Here is a 19,431-nt window from a genome sequence, read left to right as displayed (position 1 = left end):
CTAAAAACCAGATTTTCAGTATTCTCCCGATACAAATTTACCCTCGCAGAATCCACCGATGATATGTAAATAAATATTAAAAATCATCTCTTCACGACCTAATTAACAGATATTTAAAGAGAAAGAAAATCGACCTGAACAAAAATAATTAGATCGAACTGCTGAACCAAGCTACAGACAAGAGATTCAGTTCTTCAGGTCGCTATATTTAACCTGTTATGTGGGTAATATTGCTTTGTAAAAAACTACAAATATTTACCAAGAATCCAATTTTTGTAAATGTTTGTAAAATATTTAAATTGTCAGCAAAAATCCCTTGGCAAACTTTAGTGAATGGTGTTACTAATATAAGCGTGGGACATCCCCACAATGAACCTTGAAAATTCAATTAAGCCATCATAAACCAAATGACAACAACCGTACAGCGTCGCGAAAGCGGCAACGTTTGGGAACGCTTTTGTGAATGGGTCACAAGCACTGAAAACCGCATTTATGTGGGTTGGTTCGGCGTCTTGATGATTCCTACCTTGCTGAGTGCCACCATCTGCTACATCATCGCCTTCATCGCTGCTCCTCCTGTGGACATCGACGGCATCCGCGAACCAGTAGCAGGTTCCTTGATGTACGGCAACAACATCATTACTGGTGCTGTTGTTCCTTCATCGAATGCTATAGGCTTGCACTTCTATCCCATCTGGGAAGCAGCTTCCTTAGACGAATGGTTGTACAACGGCGGCCCCTACCAATTGGTAGTATTTCACTTCCTGATTGGCATTTTCTGCTACATGGGTCGTGAATGGGAATTGTCCTACCGTTTAGGTATGCGTCCTTGGATATGCGTCGCTTACTCTGCACCTGTTGCAGCAGCAACCGCAGTATTCTTGATTTACCCGATCGGACAAGGCAGCTTTTCTGACGGTATGCCCTTGGGTATCTCCGGTACATTCAACTTCATGATCGTGTTCCAAGCCGAGCACAACATCCTGATGCACCCCTTCCATATGCTGGGAGTTGCTGGTGTCTTCGGCGGTGCTCTGTTCTCCGCCATGCACGGTTCTCTTGTTACCTCTAGCTTGGTTCGCGAAACAACCGAAACTGAATCTTTGAACTACGGTTACAAATTCGGTCAAGAAGAAGAAACCTACAACATCGTTGCAGCCCACGGCTACTTCGGTCGGTTAATCTTCCAATACGCCAGCTTTAACAACAGCCGTTCTCTGCACTTCTTGTTAGGTGCATGGCCAGTTGTCGGCATCTGGTTTACCGCTTTGGGTATTTCCACGATGGCGTTTAACCTCAACGGTTTCAACTTCAACCAATCGATTATCGACTCGCAAGGTCGCGTGATCAATACTTGGGCTGATGTCATCAACCGCGCTAACCTGGGTATGGAAGTAATGCACGAGCGCAACGCTCACAACTTCCCCCTCGACTTGGCCGCCGGTGAAGTCACCCCAGTAGCAATGGTTGCTCCTTCCATCAACGGCTAAATTTAGCTTTTGATTCACAAAAAGCGCTCCTAGAAATAGGGGCGCTTTTTGTTTTGGCAAGTAGAATTTGAGAGCTTTTTTTCTGTTAAATTCGTTAAATCCGTTAAATCCCATAAACTGCGCCTTGCCGAACTTCCCGATCGATCTGATATATTGATTAAGAATTATTATTTTTGGCAATCATCAAAGTGGCGATATTTAACAGGCACAAATTTGAAAAACTCGTGGTTCATAAATCCAAAACATTAGCCTGGGCGATCGCACTTTTCAGCGGCATTTTGATGGCATTGACAACCGCACCAGTAAATGCTTGGCTATTAGCTTGGGTAGCATTAGCTCCCCTGTGGATTTTGGTTGTCAGTTATCAAAAGCCAAAAATAGAAGAACAAAAACAAAAATTCTTCCTTCTTCCTTCTTCCTTCTTCCTTCTTCCTTCACTGTGGGGAATTGGCTATCACGGATTAGCTTTATCTTGGATTATGGGAATTCACCCGATGACTTGGTTGGGAGTTCCTTGGTGGCCGAGTCTGGCGATCGCACTTTTTTGCTGGGCATTCATCACCCTCTGGGGAGCAGCCTTAGTCGCCGTTTGGGCGTGGCTATTTGTAATTCTCAACTCCCTAACTTTACCCCGAAAAAATCAAAATCTTATTCTTAACTCCCCCCCTTTACAAGGGGGGGCTGGGGGGGGTAGCTCCGATCTTATTCTTAACTCCCCCCCTTTACAAGGGGGGGCTGGGGGGGGTAGCTCCGATCTTATTCTTCTTAACTCCCCCCCTTTACAAGGGGGGGCTGGGGGGGGTAGCTCTAAATTTTCAGCATTAACTCGCGTTTTAATTGGCACAGCTTTGTGGTGTGCCTTAGAAAGTATTTGGAGTACAGGTTCGCTGTGGTGGACATCACTATCTTACACGCAAAGCCCCCACAATTTAGCAATATTGCACCTCGGTCAACTCTCCGGGCCCAGCGCAGTAACAGCCGCTATTGTAGCAGTAAATGGCTTAATCGCAGAAGCTTTTATTGAAGGAAGAAGGAACAAGGAACAAGGAACAAGGAAGAATTGGATTGCTTATATTTTGCCTGCGAGTTTGTGTTTAATTTTGCATATTGCAGGCTGGAGTTTGTACAATCGCCCTTTGTATCAAGAGGCGGGAACCTCATTAAAAATTGGCATTATTCAAGGCAATATTCCTAACGAGATTAAGTTTGACTCAGCGGGTTGGGGGCGCGCTTTGGAAGGTTACACCACTGGGTACAAACAGTTAGCAGACAGGAAAGTCGATGCTGTGTTAATTCCAGAGACAGCTTTGCCTTTTATCTGGACAAACGAGTATCAACGTTCTACTCTTTCTTTTTACCAAGCTATTCTCGAACGCGGCGTTGTGGCTTGGGTGGGAGGCTTCGGCCAGCAAGACAATAGTATCACTAACAGCTTATTGGCGATCGATCGCACTGGAGAAATTGTCGGTCGCTACGATAAACTAAAGCTAGTGCCTTTAGGCGAATATATCCCTTTTTACGAAATCTTAGGCGGGATTATTAATCGACTTTCGCCCTTAGATGCTCATTTAGTACCCGGCAATTCTCAACAATTGTTTGATACGCCGTTTGGCCGCGCCATTGTCGGAATTTGTTACGATTCGGCCTTTGCGGAAATTTTCCGATATCAGGCGGCGAATGGAGGCGAATTTATGCTCACAGCTTCCAACAATGCCCACTACAAACCGCCCATGTTGGATCAACATCATGCTCTAGATGTGATGCGGGCCATTGAGACGGATAGATGGGCAGTTATCGCAACTAATACGGGTTACTCTGCTTTTGTAAATCCTCGCGGCGAGACGGTTTGGAAGTCTGGGATTAATACCTATGAAGTCCGAGATGCTACTATTTATCGGCGGCAAACTCGGACTTTTTACGTGCGGTGGGGAGATTGGCTGACACCTGTATTGTTAGTATTAGCGGGGTTAATGCGGTTGATTGTTAAAAAAAATTAATCCGAAGCTTTTAGATTTTAGATTTTATGTACCAATCTAAAATCTAAAATCTAAAATCTAAAATCGAATGACTCTACTTATCTTTCACGTGTTCGTGAACGCTAGGAGATAAAGAAATTAAATCGTCGATATTGCGCTGCATGGCAGCACAAATATTGTCCAAAGGCAAATCATTGTCATCGTGCCCGAAGGGATTTTCTATTTCAATGCCGATTTCTTCGATGCCGAACAAAGTAAAACTAATTAAAGCCACAACTAAGCCGGTTCCCCAACCCAAATCTTTCACCATTTGAAAGGGGAGGGCTAAACAGTAAAGCAACAATAGTTGTTTCAGGTGAATCGCGTAAGCCAAAGGGATAGGCGTCTTCAAAATCCGCTCGCAGCCACCTAATACATCAATCATAGAGTTGAGCAACTCATTCATACCAGTTAACTGATAAACATCGAGGCAATTGCGCTCGTACTGCTCGTGCAAGTAATCCTCAATCCAAAAGGCAATTTCTAGAGGCGGATTGTTCATTGATTTGAGCTTTTGGTAGTGCGCTGGGGACATTAACGGCTCCAACTCTGGATTGACTGATTCTTGCCGCAAGTGCAGTTTTAGGGCCACTGCAAAGGCGGGTAACAGGCGCAGGACTGACTTTTTGAGTTCGATATCCTGCGGGTCTTTTTCCTCAATTGCTACCCAGATTTGGCGCGCCAAATTGCGGACGTTGTTGACTAAAGTTCCCCACATTTTTCGACCGTCCCAAAATCTTTCGTAGGCTGTATTTGTACGAAAAACTAATAGTAGACCCAGGACTATACTGGGTACAATACTCGACAAAATTGGTAAGGAAACTGGCCACTTAAAAAAGTGCAGTAGGGAAATAAAAACTCCAAAGCCGCCGCACAGCAAAACGCGGGGCAAAATTGAGAGAATGACAGACCCCCGAACCTGTAATGCCATTTTAAACCAAGGTGGTCGATCGTCACTCATGCAAGTCTCCTCATTAAATTAAATTAGCCTCGCCCTAGCACGGGCGGCACAACTGCCTGCTACACTTATTTCTTCGGCTCCCACCAGTCGATTTGAGATTCGAGATTTTAGATTGACTCCACAGATAAATCTGGGGCGTTTAAACTTTGGTCTAAAATTTTTTGGTCTCCATGACTGTGGGCAGGGCTTTGATCCCTATTTGGGTGCGGTGAGAGCTTCCGAAAAAAGCTTTCCTACAAACAACCTTTGGATTTTACCCAAAAAACTCATCAGCATCAATCTAAAATCTAAAACCTAAAACCTAAAATCTAAAATTGATTGACTGAGGCACTTAATTCGGTAAGATTAATCATGTATCTTTAAACCTCAGCTTCCGTGCAAGAGCTACCGACATCTGTGCCCCCGCATTTTCACCGATTGCCAAACCAACGGTGGCAAATTTATTCGCCTCAAGCGCAGCAAGCCGAACAGTTTGCCGCCGAAATTGGTTTGTCGCCTTTGCTGGCACAGGTGCTGATTAACCGGGGCATCGATTCTCTGAAAGAAGTGCAAGGGTTTATCGAACCGGAATCTCTGGTTTTGCCCGCGCCAATGGATGAGTTTCCCGATTTGGCTGCGAGTGTCAAATTGTTGCGGGAGGCGATTTCGGGAGGGCAAAAAATTGCGATTTGCGGCGACTACGATGCTGACGGGATGACGAGCACGGCTTTGTTGCTACGAGCTCTGAGGCTGCTGGGCGCGAATGTGGATTATGCTATTCCGAGCCGGATGCGAGAAGGCTATGGGATTAACGATCGCATTGTAGAAGAATTTCACTCGGAAGGTGTCGCTCTCATTCTCACGGTTGACAACGGAATTGCAGCCTACGGCCCGGTTGCCAGAGCACGAGAACTCGGTGTCAAAGTTATTATTACAGACCACCATGATTTGCCGCCAAAACTGCCGCCGGCTGATGCTATTCTCAACCCGAAATTAATCGCGGAATCTTCACCTTATCGCGGTTTGGCTGGGGTAGGCGTGGCTTATGTTTTGGCTATTACTTTGGCTCAGGATATGCAGAAAGTTGGGGGGTTGGTGAATCCGCTGCTGGAGTTATTTACCTTGGGAACTATTGCGGATTTAGCACCTTTGACTGGAGTTAATCGGCGCTGGGTAAAGCGGGGTTTGCGGCTGTTGCCTCACTCGCAATTGGCGGGTATTCAGGCTTTGATTCAGGTGGCGGGAGTGCAGCCTGGAAGTGCGGAAAGTTCATCTATTCTCAACTCAAAACTCAAGGGCGGGCACGGGGGCACCGCCCCTACTCAAAATTCGTTAAAGCCTGAAGATATTGGTTTTAGGCTTGGCCCCCGGATTAATGCTGTGGGGCGGCTGGCTGACCCTCAAATTGTGATAGAGTTGCTGACTACGGACGATCGCGAATTGGCTCTCAAAAACGCGATGCAGTGCGAACAAATCAATCAGCGCAGGCAGGAGTTGTGCCAGGAAATTGAGCAGGAAGCAATTGCTTGGTGCGAGGAAATGGCGATTGACTTGCAGCAAGAACGAGTTTTAGTTGTCGTGCAACCCGGTTGGCACCACGGTGTGATCGGGATTGTGGCTTCTCGGTTAGTGGAACGCTACGGCGTGCCTGTGTTTATCGGTACTTTTGAGGATGAGGCTGGCGAAAACGAGGCTGTAGGGGCGGTTGCCCATAAAATTATCAGAGGTTCGGCGAGGGGAATTCCTGAGTTTAATGTATTTGACGGGCTGAATTTTTGCGCGGATTTATTAACTAAATTTGGCGGACACAAAGCGGCTGGCGGTTTTTCTATGCCGGCTGATAATCTCGAAGAATTCCGCAATCAACTGTCAATTTTTGCCAATCAATGTTTGCAGCCGGAACACTTAAAACCGCTGGTTTCAGTTGACGTGCGAGCAGATTTGGCTGAGATTAATCTTGACCTTTACCGACAAATTGATGCTCTGGAACCTTGCGGGATTGAAAATAAGGCTCCTGTATTTTGGACGCCTAATGTTTGCATAACTGAACAGAAAATTGTTGGTAAAGGAGGTCACGTTAAACTAACTGCAAGTCAAGATGGAAATGTATCGGCTAGTGTGAAGGCGATTGCTTGGCGTTGGGGGGAATATTTTCCTTTGCCTCGGCGGGTTGATATTGCTTACCGATTGCGGGAAAATAGTTTTAATGGCAAGACATCGGTTGAGTTAGAATTGTTGGGCGTTCGGCTACCGGCAAATGCTGCTAGTTCCAGGCCGCCGAGGTTCGGAAAAGTTGAGTTTGATTATTGCGATCGCACTTATTCTTGCAGTCTGTCTCCCGCCGGCTCGATCGAGGAATTGAGAATTCGCAACTCTCAAGGACAAGTTTTGGCTGTTGCACCCGGACAAAACATCGGTTTGTTAGGTAACTCCCGCAAAGATGCTAGAGAAGTCGATGTATCTCTACCTTTTTTTGAGAATTTGATTCAAACTGCTAAACACGCCCTTGGTATTTGATAAGAAAGCTCGTGCTGCTGGGAAATTTGGCGATCGAGCGTTGTGAATTTTGCATAATGTGAAACTCAAAACTCCCAACTATCGATCGCCGCCTAGCGTGCTATAATTACAGGTCGCCGCCTTTAGCTGCCAAGAGAAAAATCACGATCGGGCCAGAAAGCACGACGGCTGCGAGTAAAGCTACCTGAACAATGAGTTGGTAGTCTACACCACCCATACCACTGAAAAGATCGGTTATAAAGTCCATTTGTCCTCCTGACTGTAGTGATTAAGTCTAGATTGTTGCATTAGAAAATCCGCTTCTGATTTTACCGGGCGATCGACCATATTTTTTAAGGAACTTTACAAAATTCAACAAAATGTAAACTACGATCGACCTCTCAGTGACAGCAAACCAGGGACTTGATGCCCCTTCCCGGAAACTCCCCCCAATCTCAAATCTCAAATCTCAAATCCAACCGCCCCTTCGGGATATGGGCCTCCGGCGCTGGCAATTGATATACTTGAAGAGCGCAAATCTCCTAAAGTTTGGCATTTTCTACATAATGCTCCGAATCTAAAATCTAAAATCTAAAATCTAAAATCAAACTATGGCTACTTGGCGTTGTGTAAAGCAGTGCGGTGCTTGTTGTTACCTCGACCCAACAGAGCGCCCTGACTTAGACGAGTATTTATCTGAAGACGAATTAGCGCTCTATTTGAGCTTAGTCGGAGATGACGGTTGGTGTATCAATTTTGACAGAACGACGCGAGAATGCGGAATTTATGCCGATCGACCGCGCTTTTGTCGGGTAGACTCAGAGGTGTTTGAGGAAATGTACGGCGTTGAGCCGACGGAATTGAACGATTTCGCGATCGAGTGCTGCTTGGAACACATTGAAGATTTGTATGGCGATCGATCTTTGGAAATGATCCGCTTTAACTCGGAAGTCGGAATTCTCGCCTTACCTGACAACTAACGAACTTGATGCGCCTTTGGGCTTTTGTCCCTTCGGCTCATTTTCGATATCGCCATCTCAATTCTTTAATCAAAAGTCTAAATTCTAAAATCGAACGATGGTCTGCCGGTTTCTCACCGGGAGAGTGTCAAAATAAACAAATCAAAGAAATATCGCGCTGTTGAGTTGAGCCATGAGCAATCGAGAGGGTTTTACGGGGGGATTTATTGCCGGAGCCGCAGTTGGCGGCTTGGTGGGTGCCGTTTTGGGCGCGGTGCTGTCGCGGCGCGCTGCTGAAGCTTTGCTGAGTGAACCTTCAGAAGCAAAGACAAGAAAGATCCGCCAGAGGAAAGCCAGCCAACTCGAAGCCGAAGGGATGGAAGTAGCAAGGCTGAGTTTAGAAGATAAAATTGCCCAGCTCAATCAGGCAATAGATGACGTGCGGCTGCAACTCGGCGACGTAAACGGCAACGCGCCGGCGTCGGGCAGCGAGGGTTCGATCGCCCAAGACTCCTGAATCCCTTTAAAATTTTAGATTAGTCTGGCCGATCGATGGGGGCTACTGACATCTTGCACCATTCTCGCTTAACAGGCCTTTCGGGCCTGTGAAGCCAAGAGTGAATTTTATTGTGGGCCGTTACTCTTCTAGCCCGCCCGTAAACAGCCTCATGCTCCCCCTCTCCCCCACCTATGCTAAACTTTAAGTTAAAGTGTCTGTAAACTTTACTCAAACTTCAACGAGAATATATGAGTTATTCCATAGGCCTTTTGGCAACCACGCTGTCCACATTTCTGCAAATCTATGTAGCCCTGATGATTATTCGGGTGCTGTTAAGTTGGTTCCCTAACATCAATTGGTACGACCCCCCGTTTTCAATTTTGAGTCAGTTAACAGACCCTTACCTCAATCTATTCCGCTCGATTATCCCCCCCTTGGGAGGGATTGACTTTTCCCCGCTGATTGCGTTTTTTGTACTTCAGTTCGGCTCGGAATTTTTGATTGGTCTTTTGACCAGCTTGCAAACATCCTTGTAGTTTGAAAAGCTTAAGTTTTTAAGCATCGAGCGTAAATTGTTTGGCCGACCTAGCTGCCGGCAACTAAATTTTAGATTTGACATTTTTAGATTAACTCCCCGGTTGAAAAGCTGGGGAGTTAATCGTAAATTAGAAATGAGAAATTGCCGGCCACTCAACAATCGAAAATCGAAAACTGCATCGCAATTTCACGGGCAGCCAATCTAAAATCTCAAATAGTTTCGTTAGCGGCGAACCACGCCAGTAAAACCTGTAGCTTTAAATTGCTTGAGCTTCAAAGGTGTTCGTTGATTGGCGGCAACCGAAATTCTGAGCTGAAAATCGCTAACTCCGGGAGGAACTTCTTCTATAGAACCCAAGCGAGTCCGGTTTTGCATCACCGGATTGTCGTCAGCATCATAAATGCGGCCGAAAATATCGGCATTGACAACTGGTTTGCCGGTGCTATTTTCAGCTTTCCCAGTAATCAAAAAGCAGGTAGCTTCCATAGAACTGCCACTGGTGACTGTTCCTTCTCCCATTTCGGCTGGACATTCGCGATAAGAAAGGTCGGAAAGTTTAATCGGGGTCAGAGCCCAAGCAGGTGGAGTGAATACCAAACTAAAAATTCCGATTAGGCAAGTAGCAAAAAAAAGGCTGATAGCTCGAAATTTCATAAATGGCGGGGTAAGTATATTTTAATTCTCAGCTTAGCGCGAATTCAGCCTCAAATTTCTACTTATATGAATTCGGAAAACTACAGCACTTTTTGAAGCAATGGCATTAGTCTAGACCTAAATGCTGTCGCAAAGCTTGGCGCATCACATCCACTGGGACGGATTCTTTATCTAGCCAAATTTTTAAGGCGGCTGCTCCTTGTTGAACTAGCATTTCAAGTCCGTCAATAGCTCGCGCTCCCCGAAGCTGTGCATCTTTGAGAAACTGGGTAGGATTAGGGGTGTAAATTAAATCATAGACGATCGCACCTGCGGAAATTCGATCGATCTCACCAGCCGCAACCGGCGACTTTTCCCCCTGCGGATACATCCCCACAGGCGTCGTGTTCACCAGCAAATCTGCCTGCGAGATTAAGCTTGACAAATTATCCCAAGTATGCACCTGCAAATTCTGCACGGGCATCGGAGAATTGACCCAACTCTGCTGAAATTCCGCTAAATTTTGTTCGTTGCGGCCGACAACGTGAATCTCTGCACATCCCAATTGAGCGCATCCAGCCACAACAGCTCTCGCCGCCCCGCCATTCCCCAAAATTACCGCTACTTTCTGACTCCAATCGGAAGCCCCCCTAGCCCCCCCTTGGTAAGGGGGGGGACAGGATTCGACAGCCCTATTTCCCGTTTCTAAGGGAGAAATCGCTTCTACTTTCTGACTCCCATCGGAACCCCCCCTAGCCCCCCCTTGGTAAGGGGGGGGACAGGATTCGACAGCCCTATTTCCCGTTTCTAAGGGAGAAATCGCGTCTTTAGCCCCCCCTTGGCAAGGGGGGGTTGGGGGGGTTTGCAGGGGCGCGAGAAAGCCTTCAACGTCTGTATTTGTACCGCACCAACCTTTGTCAGTCAGGTATACGGTATTGACTGCGCCGATCGATCGGGCGATCGGGGAAACTTCTGACAACAGCGGTAAGATTGCTTGTTTGTGGGGAATCGTGATGCTAAATCCCCGAACGCCGATCGCCGCAAATCCTGCAAGAGCAGCTTTTAAATCCCCTGGTTTTACCGGAAACGGCAAGTAAACAAAATCGACTCCCAAGTGGGAAATAGCAGCATTGTGCATCGCCGGCGACAAAGAATGTTCGACGGGATGACCAATTACTCCTAACAGTTTAGTCGTGCCTTTAATCATTTTTGTTAGTTGACTGTTGACTGTTTATGATTAGGCGGAGATAACTCTCAACCATCAACCATCAACTCTCAACCATCAACTGTCAACTGTCAACTGTCAACTCTCAACTGTTTCCCGAAACTCTTTGGCGTCAGCCAAAATCGGATTGACATCAAACCAATAATCTTCGCCGTAACGGTATTCAAAAACCCAGAGACTCCGCAGCAATATTTGGTATTTAGTTTCCCCGTTCACAGTTTTGGTAACGGATACTTGGCGCAGCAATTGCCACTCATCAGGTTCGATCGCCAAAGTAAGCTGGTGGCGGCGCTGGACGATCACATTTTCCAAAGTTTCCCGCGACAGAGGAGGGTCTTGTTTCTGCAGACAGCCATACAGTAGTTGCAGCAAATTGCGGACATGACCACCGCTAACTCGACACAGGCGATCGAGAGTTTCCGCAGAGTCGAAAACTTTGCCCACCAAAGCATAGCGCTGTGAAGGATGCACGGTGGGAAAAGCCCGCGCCAGAACCATTTGCCGCAGCAATTCCACACCCTCAGAGCACTCAGAACCGTCGCTAAACTGCACCGGCACCATCGGCAAAACCTTCGGATCTACCCCAAATCGATTGGTCAACTGGCCCAAATCGTTAGAGAAAATCAGCACCAAAGGAATTGTATACACGACGTGGCAATTTAGTCTTGCCAACTGTTCGCCGCGATCGACAAACAGATATTCCGGCTGCAGTCGCCCCGTCGGTTTCGCGCACAGGTGTATGCGATCGAGATTGTCGATAATTACTACAAGTCCTTGTTTCCCTTGGCGTTTGAGTTCTTGATTAGCCGGCTCCAGCAACTCCTTATTAAGCGCATCTAAAATTACGTTAGTTCGGGGCTCCAAATATTGCCTCAACTCCGATCGCAGATTCGGAGCATCTTTCGCCTTAGCAGTAATTTTCCCAATTCCCAAAGACAGAGAAAATTCTCCCTCCGTGCTGGCATTTATTTCCCCAAAACCAGGGATATTAGCTTCAGCGCTCAAGTCTATTTGAGTTTGAAAAACATCAGCAACCCCTTTGAGCAAAGCTTTAAAACCCGTCGGTTGCAGCTTGATTTTCATTTTCTCAATGCTTTCGCTCACCTGACGAGCAACGCTCAACAAAATGTCAGTGATATCTACATCTGCCATGTCTAAGTCTTTACTCGACTCAAAATAAACAACATGAAATCCTTGTTGCTGCAATTGAGCTTGTAGCCGCAGCAATTCAGTTGATTTACCAGAGCCGATGTGACCGGTGAATAATTGACAGGTAGGTGCATCCGGGGACAGACGGCTGATGGTGCGCTCCAATTGTTCGACGATTGTGCCGCCCCGCACTGAAGAGAAATCGATATAGTATTGTCGGTCTTGTTGATTTGCTACTGCCAGGGTGTAGCTGGGATTGCAGGCGCTATAAAATTTCTGTAAATTTAGTTCCATACCCTGTTCCATCTTTCACAACATTATGCCCTAATACCTTATTCGTTTCGCTATGGTAATAATCAGCACAAGTTCTCAGTTTATTTCGCTGTATTACGGGGCAATCAATATCTTGATGCCTGCCTAAATCAGCACTCCAAAATTATACTTTATTTTGGGCTACGAGGAATAAATAAAACTCACTAAATACTCCCCTAACTCATTGATTTATCCTCTGGTAGCGATCACGACTTCATTGATCTCAGACGAAAAAATGACAGTAATGTTCTCCAAGAAAGTGAGTAGTGAAATACGGTTAACCGAAGAAAAAACAGGTAGAAATTAGGTATCCCTAAACCAGGTTTTTTTTTAATCATACCTTGTAGGTTGAACCCTAGTGGAACGAAACCAACAAAAGATTTTAGATTGGCTATTTTAGATGGGAGCAAAAATCTCAAATCTAAAATTGATGGCGTTGGGTACGAGTGCCTCAACCCAAGCTACTTTCTTAGAGCATTTTGACTTAGACACCAAGGTGTTGTGTAAGAAACCGGGTTTCTCGGTGCGATCTTTTTTTGGGATCTACTTATTTTTTATCAATTCTACCATTTTGTGACCGACACCTGCTGCCGAAGCGAGATTTTGGCTTGTGACGAGCCTCTGGCCACAACGCCAACTTGAAAAATAGGAACTTTCCTAAAATTAGCGTTCTTGCCGACTACTTGTGTGCAGCTTGCTTGGGTAAAAAAACAGAAAATAATAAGCTCCTCGTTTAGGGTGTACTGCATCCAATTGCCAACCGCTATTTTAATAGGCCATTTTTTGTAGAAATACTTGAAGTCAGCTCCGTTGCGTAGAAGGTGACACAGCTAGTATTGGAGTACATGATGCCCCAATACTAGCTATTAAAAAAGAAAGATATAAAGTAAAAAACAATAACTGTGATAACACAATGCCGATTAAATGTAGTGGCTTCTCCTAATTATTAACAAATTAATAGACCTACACTCCTGTATAAAAACGTCTTGGGAGAAAGCCGATCAAGGTACTATTCACCTACAATTACCTACTGAGACTGGCTGAAAAGATAGAGCAGCGAACAGCCAGGTTAGCGGCGCAATTACGAGCCACTGGGATTGACATTGAACAACTATGAAACAACCTTAATGAGAATTTAAACCAATTTTATCTTGGTTTTGATGCAGGTTTAGTATGCTTTGTTTAATTCACCAGAAAAGACTGATGCAACTATCACGACGAAAGTTTTTTACCTTGGCAGGAGCGAGTGCTGCTGGCACTTTGATGATGTCTCCTCTAGAAGCGCTTTATGCCAGAAAGGCGAATGGTCAATCAGTATTTGGGGGAGGGTATGGGCCCCTCGTAGCCGATCCGAATGGATTGTTAGATTTACCTCGTGGGTTTCAGTATCGGGTTCTTTCACGAACGGGCGAAATGATGAGCGACGGTTCCCCCGTGCCTGGTGCTCCCGATGGCATGGCGGCTTTCCCAGGTCCCCAAAACACGGTGATTCTAGTTTGCAATCATGAACTGAGTCCGAATTCTTCAACACAAGTTGTGGGGCCAAATCCTTACGATCCTCTTTGTAAAGGGGGGACAACCACACTACAGGTTGGACCCAATCGTCAGCTCATCAAGCAGTACGCTTCACTTAGTGGCACCTATCGAAATTGTGCCGGCGGCCCGACTCCCTGGGGTTCTTGGATTACTTGCGAGGAAAATGTCTCGACTGTGGCGACTAATAGACCAAACGATGCGAGAAATGTCTCCAAATCTCACGGCTACAACTTTGAAGTTCCGGCTCAGGCAACGGCGCCGGTGAATCCCGTACCTTTAGTTGCGATGGGACGGTTTAACCATGAAGCGGTGGCGATCGACCCCAAAACCGGAATTGTCTACGAGACTGAAGACCAAAGAGATAGCCTTTTCTATCGCTTTATCCCATCTCAACCGAATAATTTAAGCGCCGGGGGCACTCTGCAAGCGCTGAAGATTAAGAATATGCCTCAAGCAAAGACTTTTGCAGGCTTTCCCAAGGGCCAACCGATGCCGGTGGAATGGGTGACAATTGACAATCCTGACCCTGCTACGGATACGGTACGGGTCGAAGGTTTCGGTAAAGGTGCTGCCCAGTTTGCTCGTGGGGAAGGCATCTGGTACGGCAATCGTGAAGTTTATTTCTGTTGTACAAACGGTGGCTCTGTTGATGCTAATGGCAGACCCAACGGATTTGGTCAGGTTTGGCGGTATCTTCCCGATCGAGATACGATCGAACTTTTTGTTGAGGCTAAATCGGCTGACGAACTCGATGGGCCTGACAACATTGTTGTAGCACCTCATGGTGATCTGATCGTTTGCGAAGATGGCGATGATGAGCAGTTCTTGGTGGGCGTAACTCCCAAGGGGCAACTGTATCGTCTGGCAAAAAATGCGATCAACGATCAAGAATTTGCCGGAGCCTGCTTCTCGCCGGATGGTAACACTATGTTCGTTAATATCATGACCCCAGGCACCACGTTTGCCATTTGGGGCCCTTGGAAGTCTCAACGAGGAGCATAACATTATTGCCTTATAGTGCGAGCATTTTATTTGCCTGTAAAACGCTCTTATGTTCGCACTATGCAGAATATAGCGAATCACGCCGGATTGTGGAAATATCCGGTGTGAGTTCTCTATAAGATTAGATAGAAAAGAATGGGAGTTTGAAGAGTCGTGCAATATGTCAGACAGTCGAAACGAGTGTTTTATTCTTTGGTAATGATGTCGATCGCCTTTGGCGTTGATTTATCTCAATCTAGGGATTCAGTCGCTCAAATACCCGTTGATTATGTTTGCTATATACAGACGAGTGATGGTCGAACAATCGACTTAGGTAAGCTTTGTGGAAGTAGTCGCAGAGACCGCCCGATCGCTTTACAGCCAAATGACCAGGCTTTTATTAATAATTACCAACAATCGTTGAGCAAACGGCTCAAGTCATCCTCATCTGATGCGGTGTCTCGCCTTCAGCGAAATCCCCAAGCGGCTATCGAACGTGCGCGCGGGATATGTAATGCGCTCAGTGGGGGAATGTCGATCGACTTGCTGGAACCTAAAGGCAATGCTGAAGTTGATGCACTTAACGCTCTGGCTCCTAAATATTACTGCCCTGAGTTTGACGACTGAGCAAGGAAGTTTGAGTGGGGCGATCGCCTGTGCCATTACAGGCGCTTCAGAAGTACGATCAGCGGCTTGGATTGCCTGTGTGAAGTCAGTTTGCAGGCAACAGAGCCAGGAAGTAACTAGATTTTGAAGGGAAGAAAGGGTTGATTAACAGTTAGACTTTTGCTGACATTTGCTAACAATCACTTACATTTACAAGATGTCTTTATGCCATCTAAAATGAATTTAGGCGAGCCGATGAACGGTGAAAAACATTCGTAGTAAGGAACCTCTATATCAATAAGTTGCGTCTACATTATCAAAGCAAATAATCAAATTGGCTAAATGCGGTCACGCCAAAACCAAGCTGAACCCTCATAGTACAAGTGCTTCTAGAGATTTCTACGGGCTGCAGGTTGATACGCATTGGTTAAGAGATCATCTCAACTTATACCGGTGGGCAATTGGATGCAGTACACCCCAAACGAGGAGCTTATTCTTTTGGGAATTCTGAGCCTGTCCCTCATCCTAATGACAACTGGTATAATATCCTCTTCATCAGCATTCATCAGTGGTTAAAAATTCAAAATTACTCAAGACAGCGCAACAACAAACCTGTCATAAAAAAGGGCTGGCAATTATGCCAGCCCTTCAACTAATTTTAGATATTAAATTATTGCTAATTTAACATCTAAAACCTCAAATCTATCTAGCTTCTGTCAGTAGCAGCTACCGGCTCAAAGCTTGGAACCACCAACTCATCATTCTGCTTAGTGAGTTGATTGTAGAGCCTTTCGGTATTCGGGAAATTCGCAGCCGGCAGAGTCGGGAAGCGACGGTAAGGAACAGTATCCTCACCAAAAGCCTCAGCATATTCAACGCTGTTCAACATCGCGTTGATAAAGCCCTTAATCCCTTTACTTGCCAAGATTTGGTTGTACGTCCGAATCTCCGCTTGATTGCGGGGAGCACGGCCCAAGAAGTGCTTGGTTCCCAACTCAATTACCTTAGTATTGGGATAAGGTGCGTAGAACTGTTTGACGTACAGCGACGAGCAGCCCAAAGCCTCAATGAACTCCTTGAGATTGATTTCATTGTTGCCCAGTTTGCTTTCCAGCGCCGTGAATTCATTCTTCACAACGTAGGGATTCAAGTCGCGTTCAAAAACTTGACGGTAAGCAGCTTGAATTAAAGTTTTCAAAGCTACTTTGTCCGAAGTAGTCGTCAGCTTGAACACCTTAGTTTGTTCGCGCCGCTTGCTGACACCTTGAGCGAGGCTATTTTGTAACTCGAAATCGCCCCGATCGAGCGCAGTGCCGAGTTCGATAAACCGAGGAGTTTCAGGAGTCTTAGCTTGGACATTTTGCTCAGCGACGGAACCCGATCGCATCGTCCGCATAGACAAACCACCGGGAGTTACATAGCGCTCATAGGGCACTGTATCTTCCCCAAAAGCTTCGTTGTACTCCATGCTGTCCATGATGCTATCGACCAGCGCGTAGAAACCCTTCTTAGCGCAAATGTCAAAGTAAGCGTTCATTTCCTGACGGCCGTAGGTAGGGCGTCCCAGGAGTCGGCGGTGAATGTACTCGATCGCCTTACAAACGTAGAGCTTGCTCCAGTACATATTGCGGAACACGTCCGACTTCGCCAACATCCGAATAAATTCGCGCATCGGAATCTCGCCGTTTTCCAGCTTAATTTCCGCTACCTTTTGGCGCTGCCCGTCGAACACATCGCGACCAAACACTTGCAGGTAAGCTGCCCGAATCACAGCTTGGGTGGAACTTTCGGTAAATTTGACACTGGAAGCATTGCTGTAGCTGCTGGAGACACCGCGGGCAGTTTTCTTGGAAGCAACATAGTTGCTCGGTAACTGGTCTAATTTAAAGACCTTGGGGCCCAGAGAACCAGGAGCAGCACCGCGAGCCGCCGGATTGCTCAACTGATTGTCAATCCCCGCACCTTGACGGATCAGGATACGGCGAGTGTCTTTGCCGAAGGGAGCTGGACGGCTCTTGGGGTTGCGAGTTTCTTTCGGGAAAATCGCGCCGAACTGAATTTCTAAGGGGTCATTGCCAACACCGTAAACGTGCTGGTCTGGCAGAGGCTGGGTGTAGCCAGCAAACAAGGTGATGAACTGAGGAACCTTGCGGAACGGAGCGCTGAAATTGAACAAATCAATTTGCGGGCCCCAGTTGCGACACTCCTGAGCTTCTTGGCCCAAACCGCGCAGGTAAGGCACTGTTTCTTCGCCGAAGTAGTCGGAATATTCCTGGGAATAAACCATCGCGTCTACAAGGGCTGCCAGACCCCCTTTGCTGACGATCGCAAAATACTTGCTAAATTCCTCCCGCGAGCTCAAACCGCGGCCCAAGAAGTGGCGGGCGGCAAGTTCTACAGCGCGGCTGTTGACAAACGGCTCGTAGAATTGCTGACGGTACAGAGGAGATTTGCCAAGGCGGCGAATAAACTCTTTCATCGAGATTTCGCCATTTTTGACCTTGGATTCCAAGTCAGAAATGCTTTGGCTGTATGCGCGGCTAATGTCGCGCTCGAATACTTGGCGGTAAGCTGCTTTGATTACTTCTAGCTTTTCGGCCGAAGACAGACCGGTTTTCATGACGAATTTCGATCGTCGCTCGGCTGCGTTGAAGTAAATCTGAGGCAGTTGCAGCCCTTGCTGGTCGTTGCTTTCGCGCTGCCGCACCTTGTCTGAAGGTGTGGGAGCTTTGAATTCGGTAATTGCTACGTCGAAATACTGTCCGACGATCGCAGCGGCCTCTGCATTGTTTTTGAAATATCCCAAAGATGCAGCCTTCATTTCCTGCATTGCCACAATTGTGGCCGCCGAAGAGCAAGCATTTTCGATGATTTCCCGCAATCCACGCACGTTCACCGAAATAATGTTCGGGTCGCCAGCGACAATTGCGTAGGTGATGTAACGCAAAAACCAGCTCAAATCCCGCAGAGATTTGGTCATGTTGCCCGGGCCGTAGCGCGAGACATTGATCGGCTGAAATCCTGCTGGGATTGGGCCGCTGTAGCCGCCACCGTTGCCAGAAAATAGATTTCCTAGCCCCAAGAAACCACCGCCACCGCCACCGCCGTTGCCGCCGCCTGCGCGACCTTCAACGTAGGTAACAGTTCCCAGTTTCATGCCTTCAGAGACATTGCCCGATCCGCCGCGAGCCGCGCCTGCTACAGCCATCGCAGGTTCTTGTGGTCTTTCCAAAAATGCCAGCGGGGAACCGCCGGTAAAAATCCGGTTGGCTGCGCGGGATACTATCAGTTCCGAGTTTTGGGTCAGCGTCGCAGAGATATCGATCCGAAGAGCCCCGGAACTGAAATAACTTGCCAGTTCGCTGAGTTCGCCCCGCTGTAGAAAGCGGTCTTGCTGTTCTGCTTGCGAAATTGTTGCGACCGGTACAGTTTGATATAGTTGCGGACGCGCAACCGAGCTTCCACCACTTGCTTTTACAGTCATTAGACTCTTTCGCTCCCTATCTAAATCGTTGCAGCATTTAACCAGACTAACCTTGCCTTCTCATGCAGGTCAAAGTAGGTATTTTTGCTTTGTTTACTTTTTGCCTTTACCTGTCACGAGGTTCGGGCGCGCTTACTTTCTTAGATTAAAATGTTTTGGTTTCATCTTTCTGCCTGCGGGTAAATGTCCGATCCGAAGGCAGGCACGGGGTACTCCCTCCGCTGCGATCCGTCGGTATACCCGTGGAAAAAAAGACTCGGCAGGAGAGTTGCCTTTGGGCGATTGCAGCCAGTGCCTTGAATTAAAGGAAAAGAAAATCAAAAATTTTCTTCTGCCTGTTTCGGGGCTTTTGACTTTCTACGGAAAGACGCCTCCGCTTTACCCGACAGTTCAGCGGTGGGCTATTGACAGTCCTCGTTTGTTAAAAAGCCTGTCGAGATTTATTGTATAGATTTAAGAGAGCTTATATGAGAAAAAATGATAAGTTTTATTACGCAGAAGCTGTCAGGGCTTGCTACCAGGGGTTAGTCGATCGCCCGATCCCTCTGTTTCAGGCTTCCCAACTTGG

The 19,431-nt window shown here is 46.8% G+C and carries 14 protein-coding genes; 8 read left to right on the top strand and 6 right to left on the bottom strand.

Translation table 11 applies throughout. The annotated features are described in order from the left end of the window. Positions 1-407 precede the first annotated feature (407 nt). Both psbA and lnt read left to right on the top strand, forming a co-directional pair. Entirely contained in the window at positions 408-1,490 is a 1,083-nt protein-coding gene (gene psbA / locus QT987_RS01515) for a photosystem II q(b) protein (RefSeq protein WP_333236677.1), read from the top strand. A gap of 188 nt (positions 1,491-1,678) precedes the next feature. Further along, complete coding sequence (lnt, locus tag QT987_RS01510) at positions 1,679-3,487, top strand: apolipoprotein N-acyltransferase (protein ID WP_445300347.1); 1,809 nt, start codon at positions 1,679-1,681, stop codon at positions 3,485-3,487. 73 nt (positions 3,488-3,560) lie between these two features. Here the strand turns inward: lnt and QT987_RS01505 are convergent, their stop codons facing one another. Next, complete coding sequence (locus QT987_RS01505; protein ID WP_333236675.1) at positions 3,561-4,466, bottom strand: bestrophin family ion channel; 906 nt, start codon at positions 4,464-4,466, stop codon at positions 3,561-3,563. Between the two features lie 375 nt (positions 4,467-4,841). Here QT987_RS01505 and QT987_RS01500 point away from each other — a divergent pair, with 375 nt between their 5' ends. Further along, positions 4,842-6,962 carry a DHH family phosphoesterase gene (locus tag QT987_RS01500; protein ID WP_333236673.1) on the top strand — a complete coding sequence of 707 codons (2,121 nt, stop codon included), beginning with the start codon at positions 4,842-4,844 and terminating at the stop codon, positions 6,960-6,962. Positions 6,963-7,068: 106 nt separating this feature from the next. Here QT987_RS01500 and psb30 read toward each other — a convergent pair whose 3' ends face one another. Then, entirely contained in the window at positions 7,069-7,209 is a 141-nt protein-coding gene (gene psb30 / locus QT987_RS01495) for a photosystem II reaction center protein Ycf12/Psb30 (protein ID WP_333054512.1), read from the bottom strand. Positions 7,210-7,552: 343 nt separating this feature from the next. Here psb30 and QT987_RS01490 point away from each other — a divergent pair, with 343 nt between their 5' ends. The 3 genes from QT987_RS01490 (at position 7,553) to QT987_RS01480 (ending at position 8,935) form a co-directional block, all read left to right on the top strand. After that, positions 7,553-7,921, top strand: a complete 369-nt coding sequence (locus QT987_RS01490; protein ID WP_333236670.1) for a YkgJ family cysteine cluster protein — start codon at positions 7,553-7,555, stop codon at positions 7,919-7,921. 172 nt (positions 7,922-8,093) lie between these two features. After that, on the top strand, positions 8,094-8,417 hold the full coding sequence (locus QT987_RS01485; RefSeq protein WP_333054510.1) for a hypothetical protein: 324 nt from the start codon (positions 8,094-8,096) through the stop codon (positions 8,415-8,417). 230 nt (positions 8,418-8,647) lie between these two features. Then, positions 8,648-8,935 carry a YggT family protein gene (locus QT987_RS01480; RefSeq protein WP_333236668.1) on the top strand — a complete coding sequence of 96 codons (288 nt, stop codon included), beginning with the start codon at positions 8,648-8,650 and terminating at the stop codon, positions 8,933-8,935. 224 nt (positions 8,936-9,159) lie between these two features. Here the strand turns inward: QT987_RS01480 and QT987_RS01475 are convergent, their stop codons facing one another. The 3 genes from QT987_RS01475 to QT987_RS01465 form a co-directional block, all read right to left on the bottom strand. Continuing rightward, the gene (locus QT987_RS01475) at positions 9,160-9,591 is read right to left on the bottom strand and encodes a hypothetical protein (RefSeq protein ID WP_333236665.1); all 432 of its coding nucleotides are present in this window, start codon (positions 9,589-9,591) and stop codon (positions 9,160-9,162) included. 106 nt (positions 9,592-9,697) lie between these two features. Beyond that, a complete protein-coding gene (locus tag QT987_RS01470) occupies positions 9,698-10,777 on the bottom strand; it encodes a shikimate dehydrogenase (RefSeq protein WP_333236663.1) in 1,080 nt (359 codons plus the stop codon). Positions 10,778-10,873: 96 nt separating this feature from the next. Further along, positions 10,874-12,238 (bottom strand): P-loop NTPase fold protein, encoded by a 1,365-nt coding sequence (locus QT987_RS01465; protein ID WP_333236661.1) that lies wholly within the window; start codon positions 12,236-12,238, stop codon positions 10,874-10,876. Between the two features lie 1,221 nt (positions 12,239-13,459). Between QT987_RS01465 and QT987_RS01460 the strand changes: the two genes are divergently transcribed. Beyond that, entirely contained in the window at positions 13,460-14,794 is a 1,335-nt protein-coding gene (locus tag QT987_RS01460; protein WP_333236659.1) for an alkaline phosphatase PhoX, read from the top strand. Between the two features lie 153 nt (positions 14,795-14,947). After that, positions 14,948-15,400 (top strand): hypothetical protein, encoded by a 453-nt coding sequence (locus QT987_RS01455; RefSeq protein WP_333236657.1) that lies wholly within the window; start codon positions 14,948-14,950, stop codon positions 15,398-15,400. Positions 15,401-16,085: 685 nt separating this feature from the next. Here the strand turns inward: QT987_RS01455 and QT987_RS01450 are convergent. Further along, positions 16,086-18,863 carry a phycobilisome rod-core linker polypeptide gene (locus tag QT987_RS01450; RefSeq protein ID WP_333236655.1) on the bottom strand — a complete coding sequence of 926 codons (2,778 nt, stop codon included), beginning with the start codon at positions 18,861-18,863 and terminating at the stop codon, positions 16,086-16,088. Positions 18,864-19,431 lie beyond the last annotated feature (568 nt).

It is taken from the genome of Microcoleus sp. SVA1B4 (assembly GCF_036700545.1).
Lineage (GTDB): Bacteria > Cyanobacteriota > Cyanobacteriia > Cyanobacteriales > Microcoleaceae > Microcoleus.
Note: the sequence above shows the minus strand (reverse complement) of the source record. Positions and strands in the feature narration are given on the sequence as shown.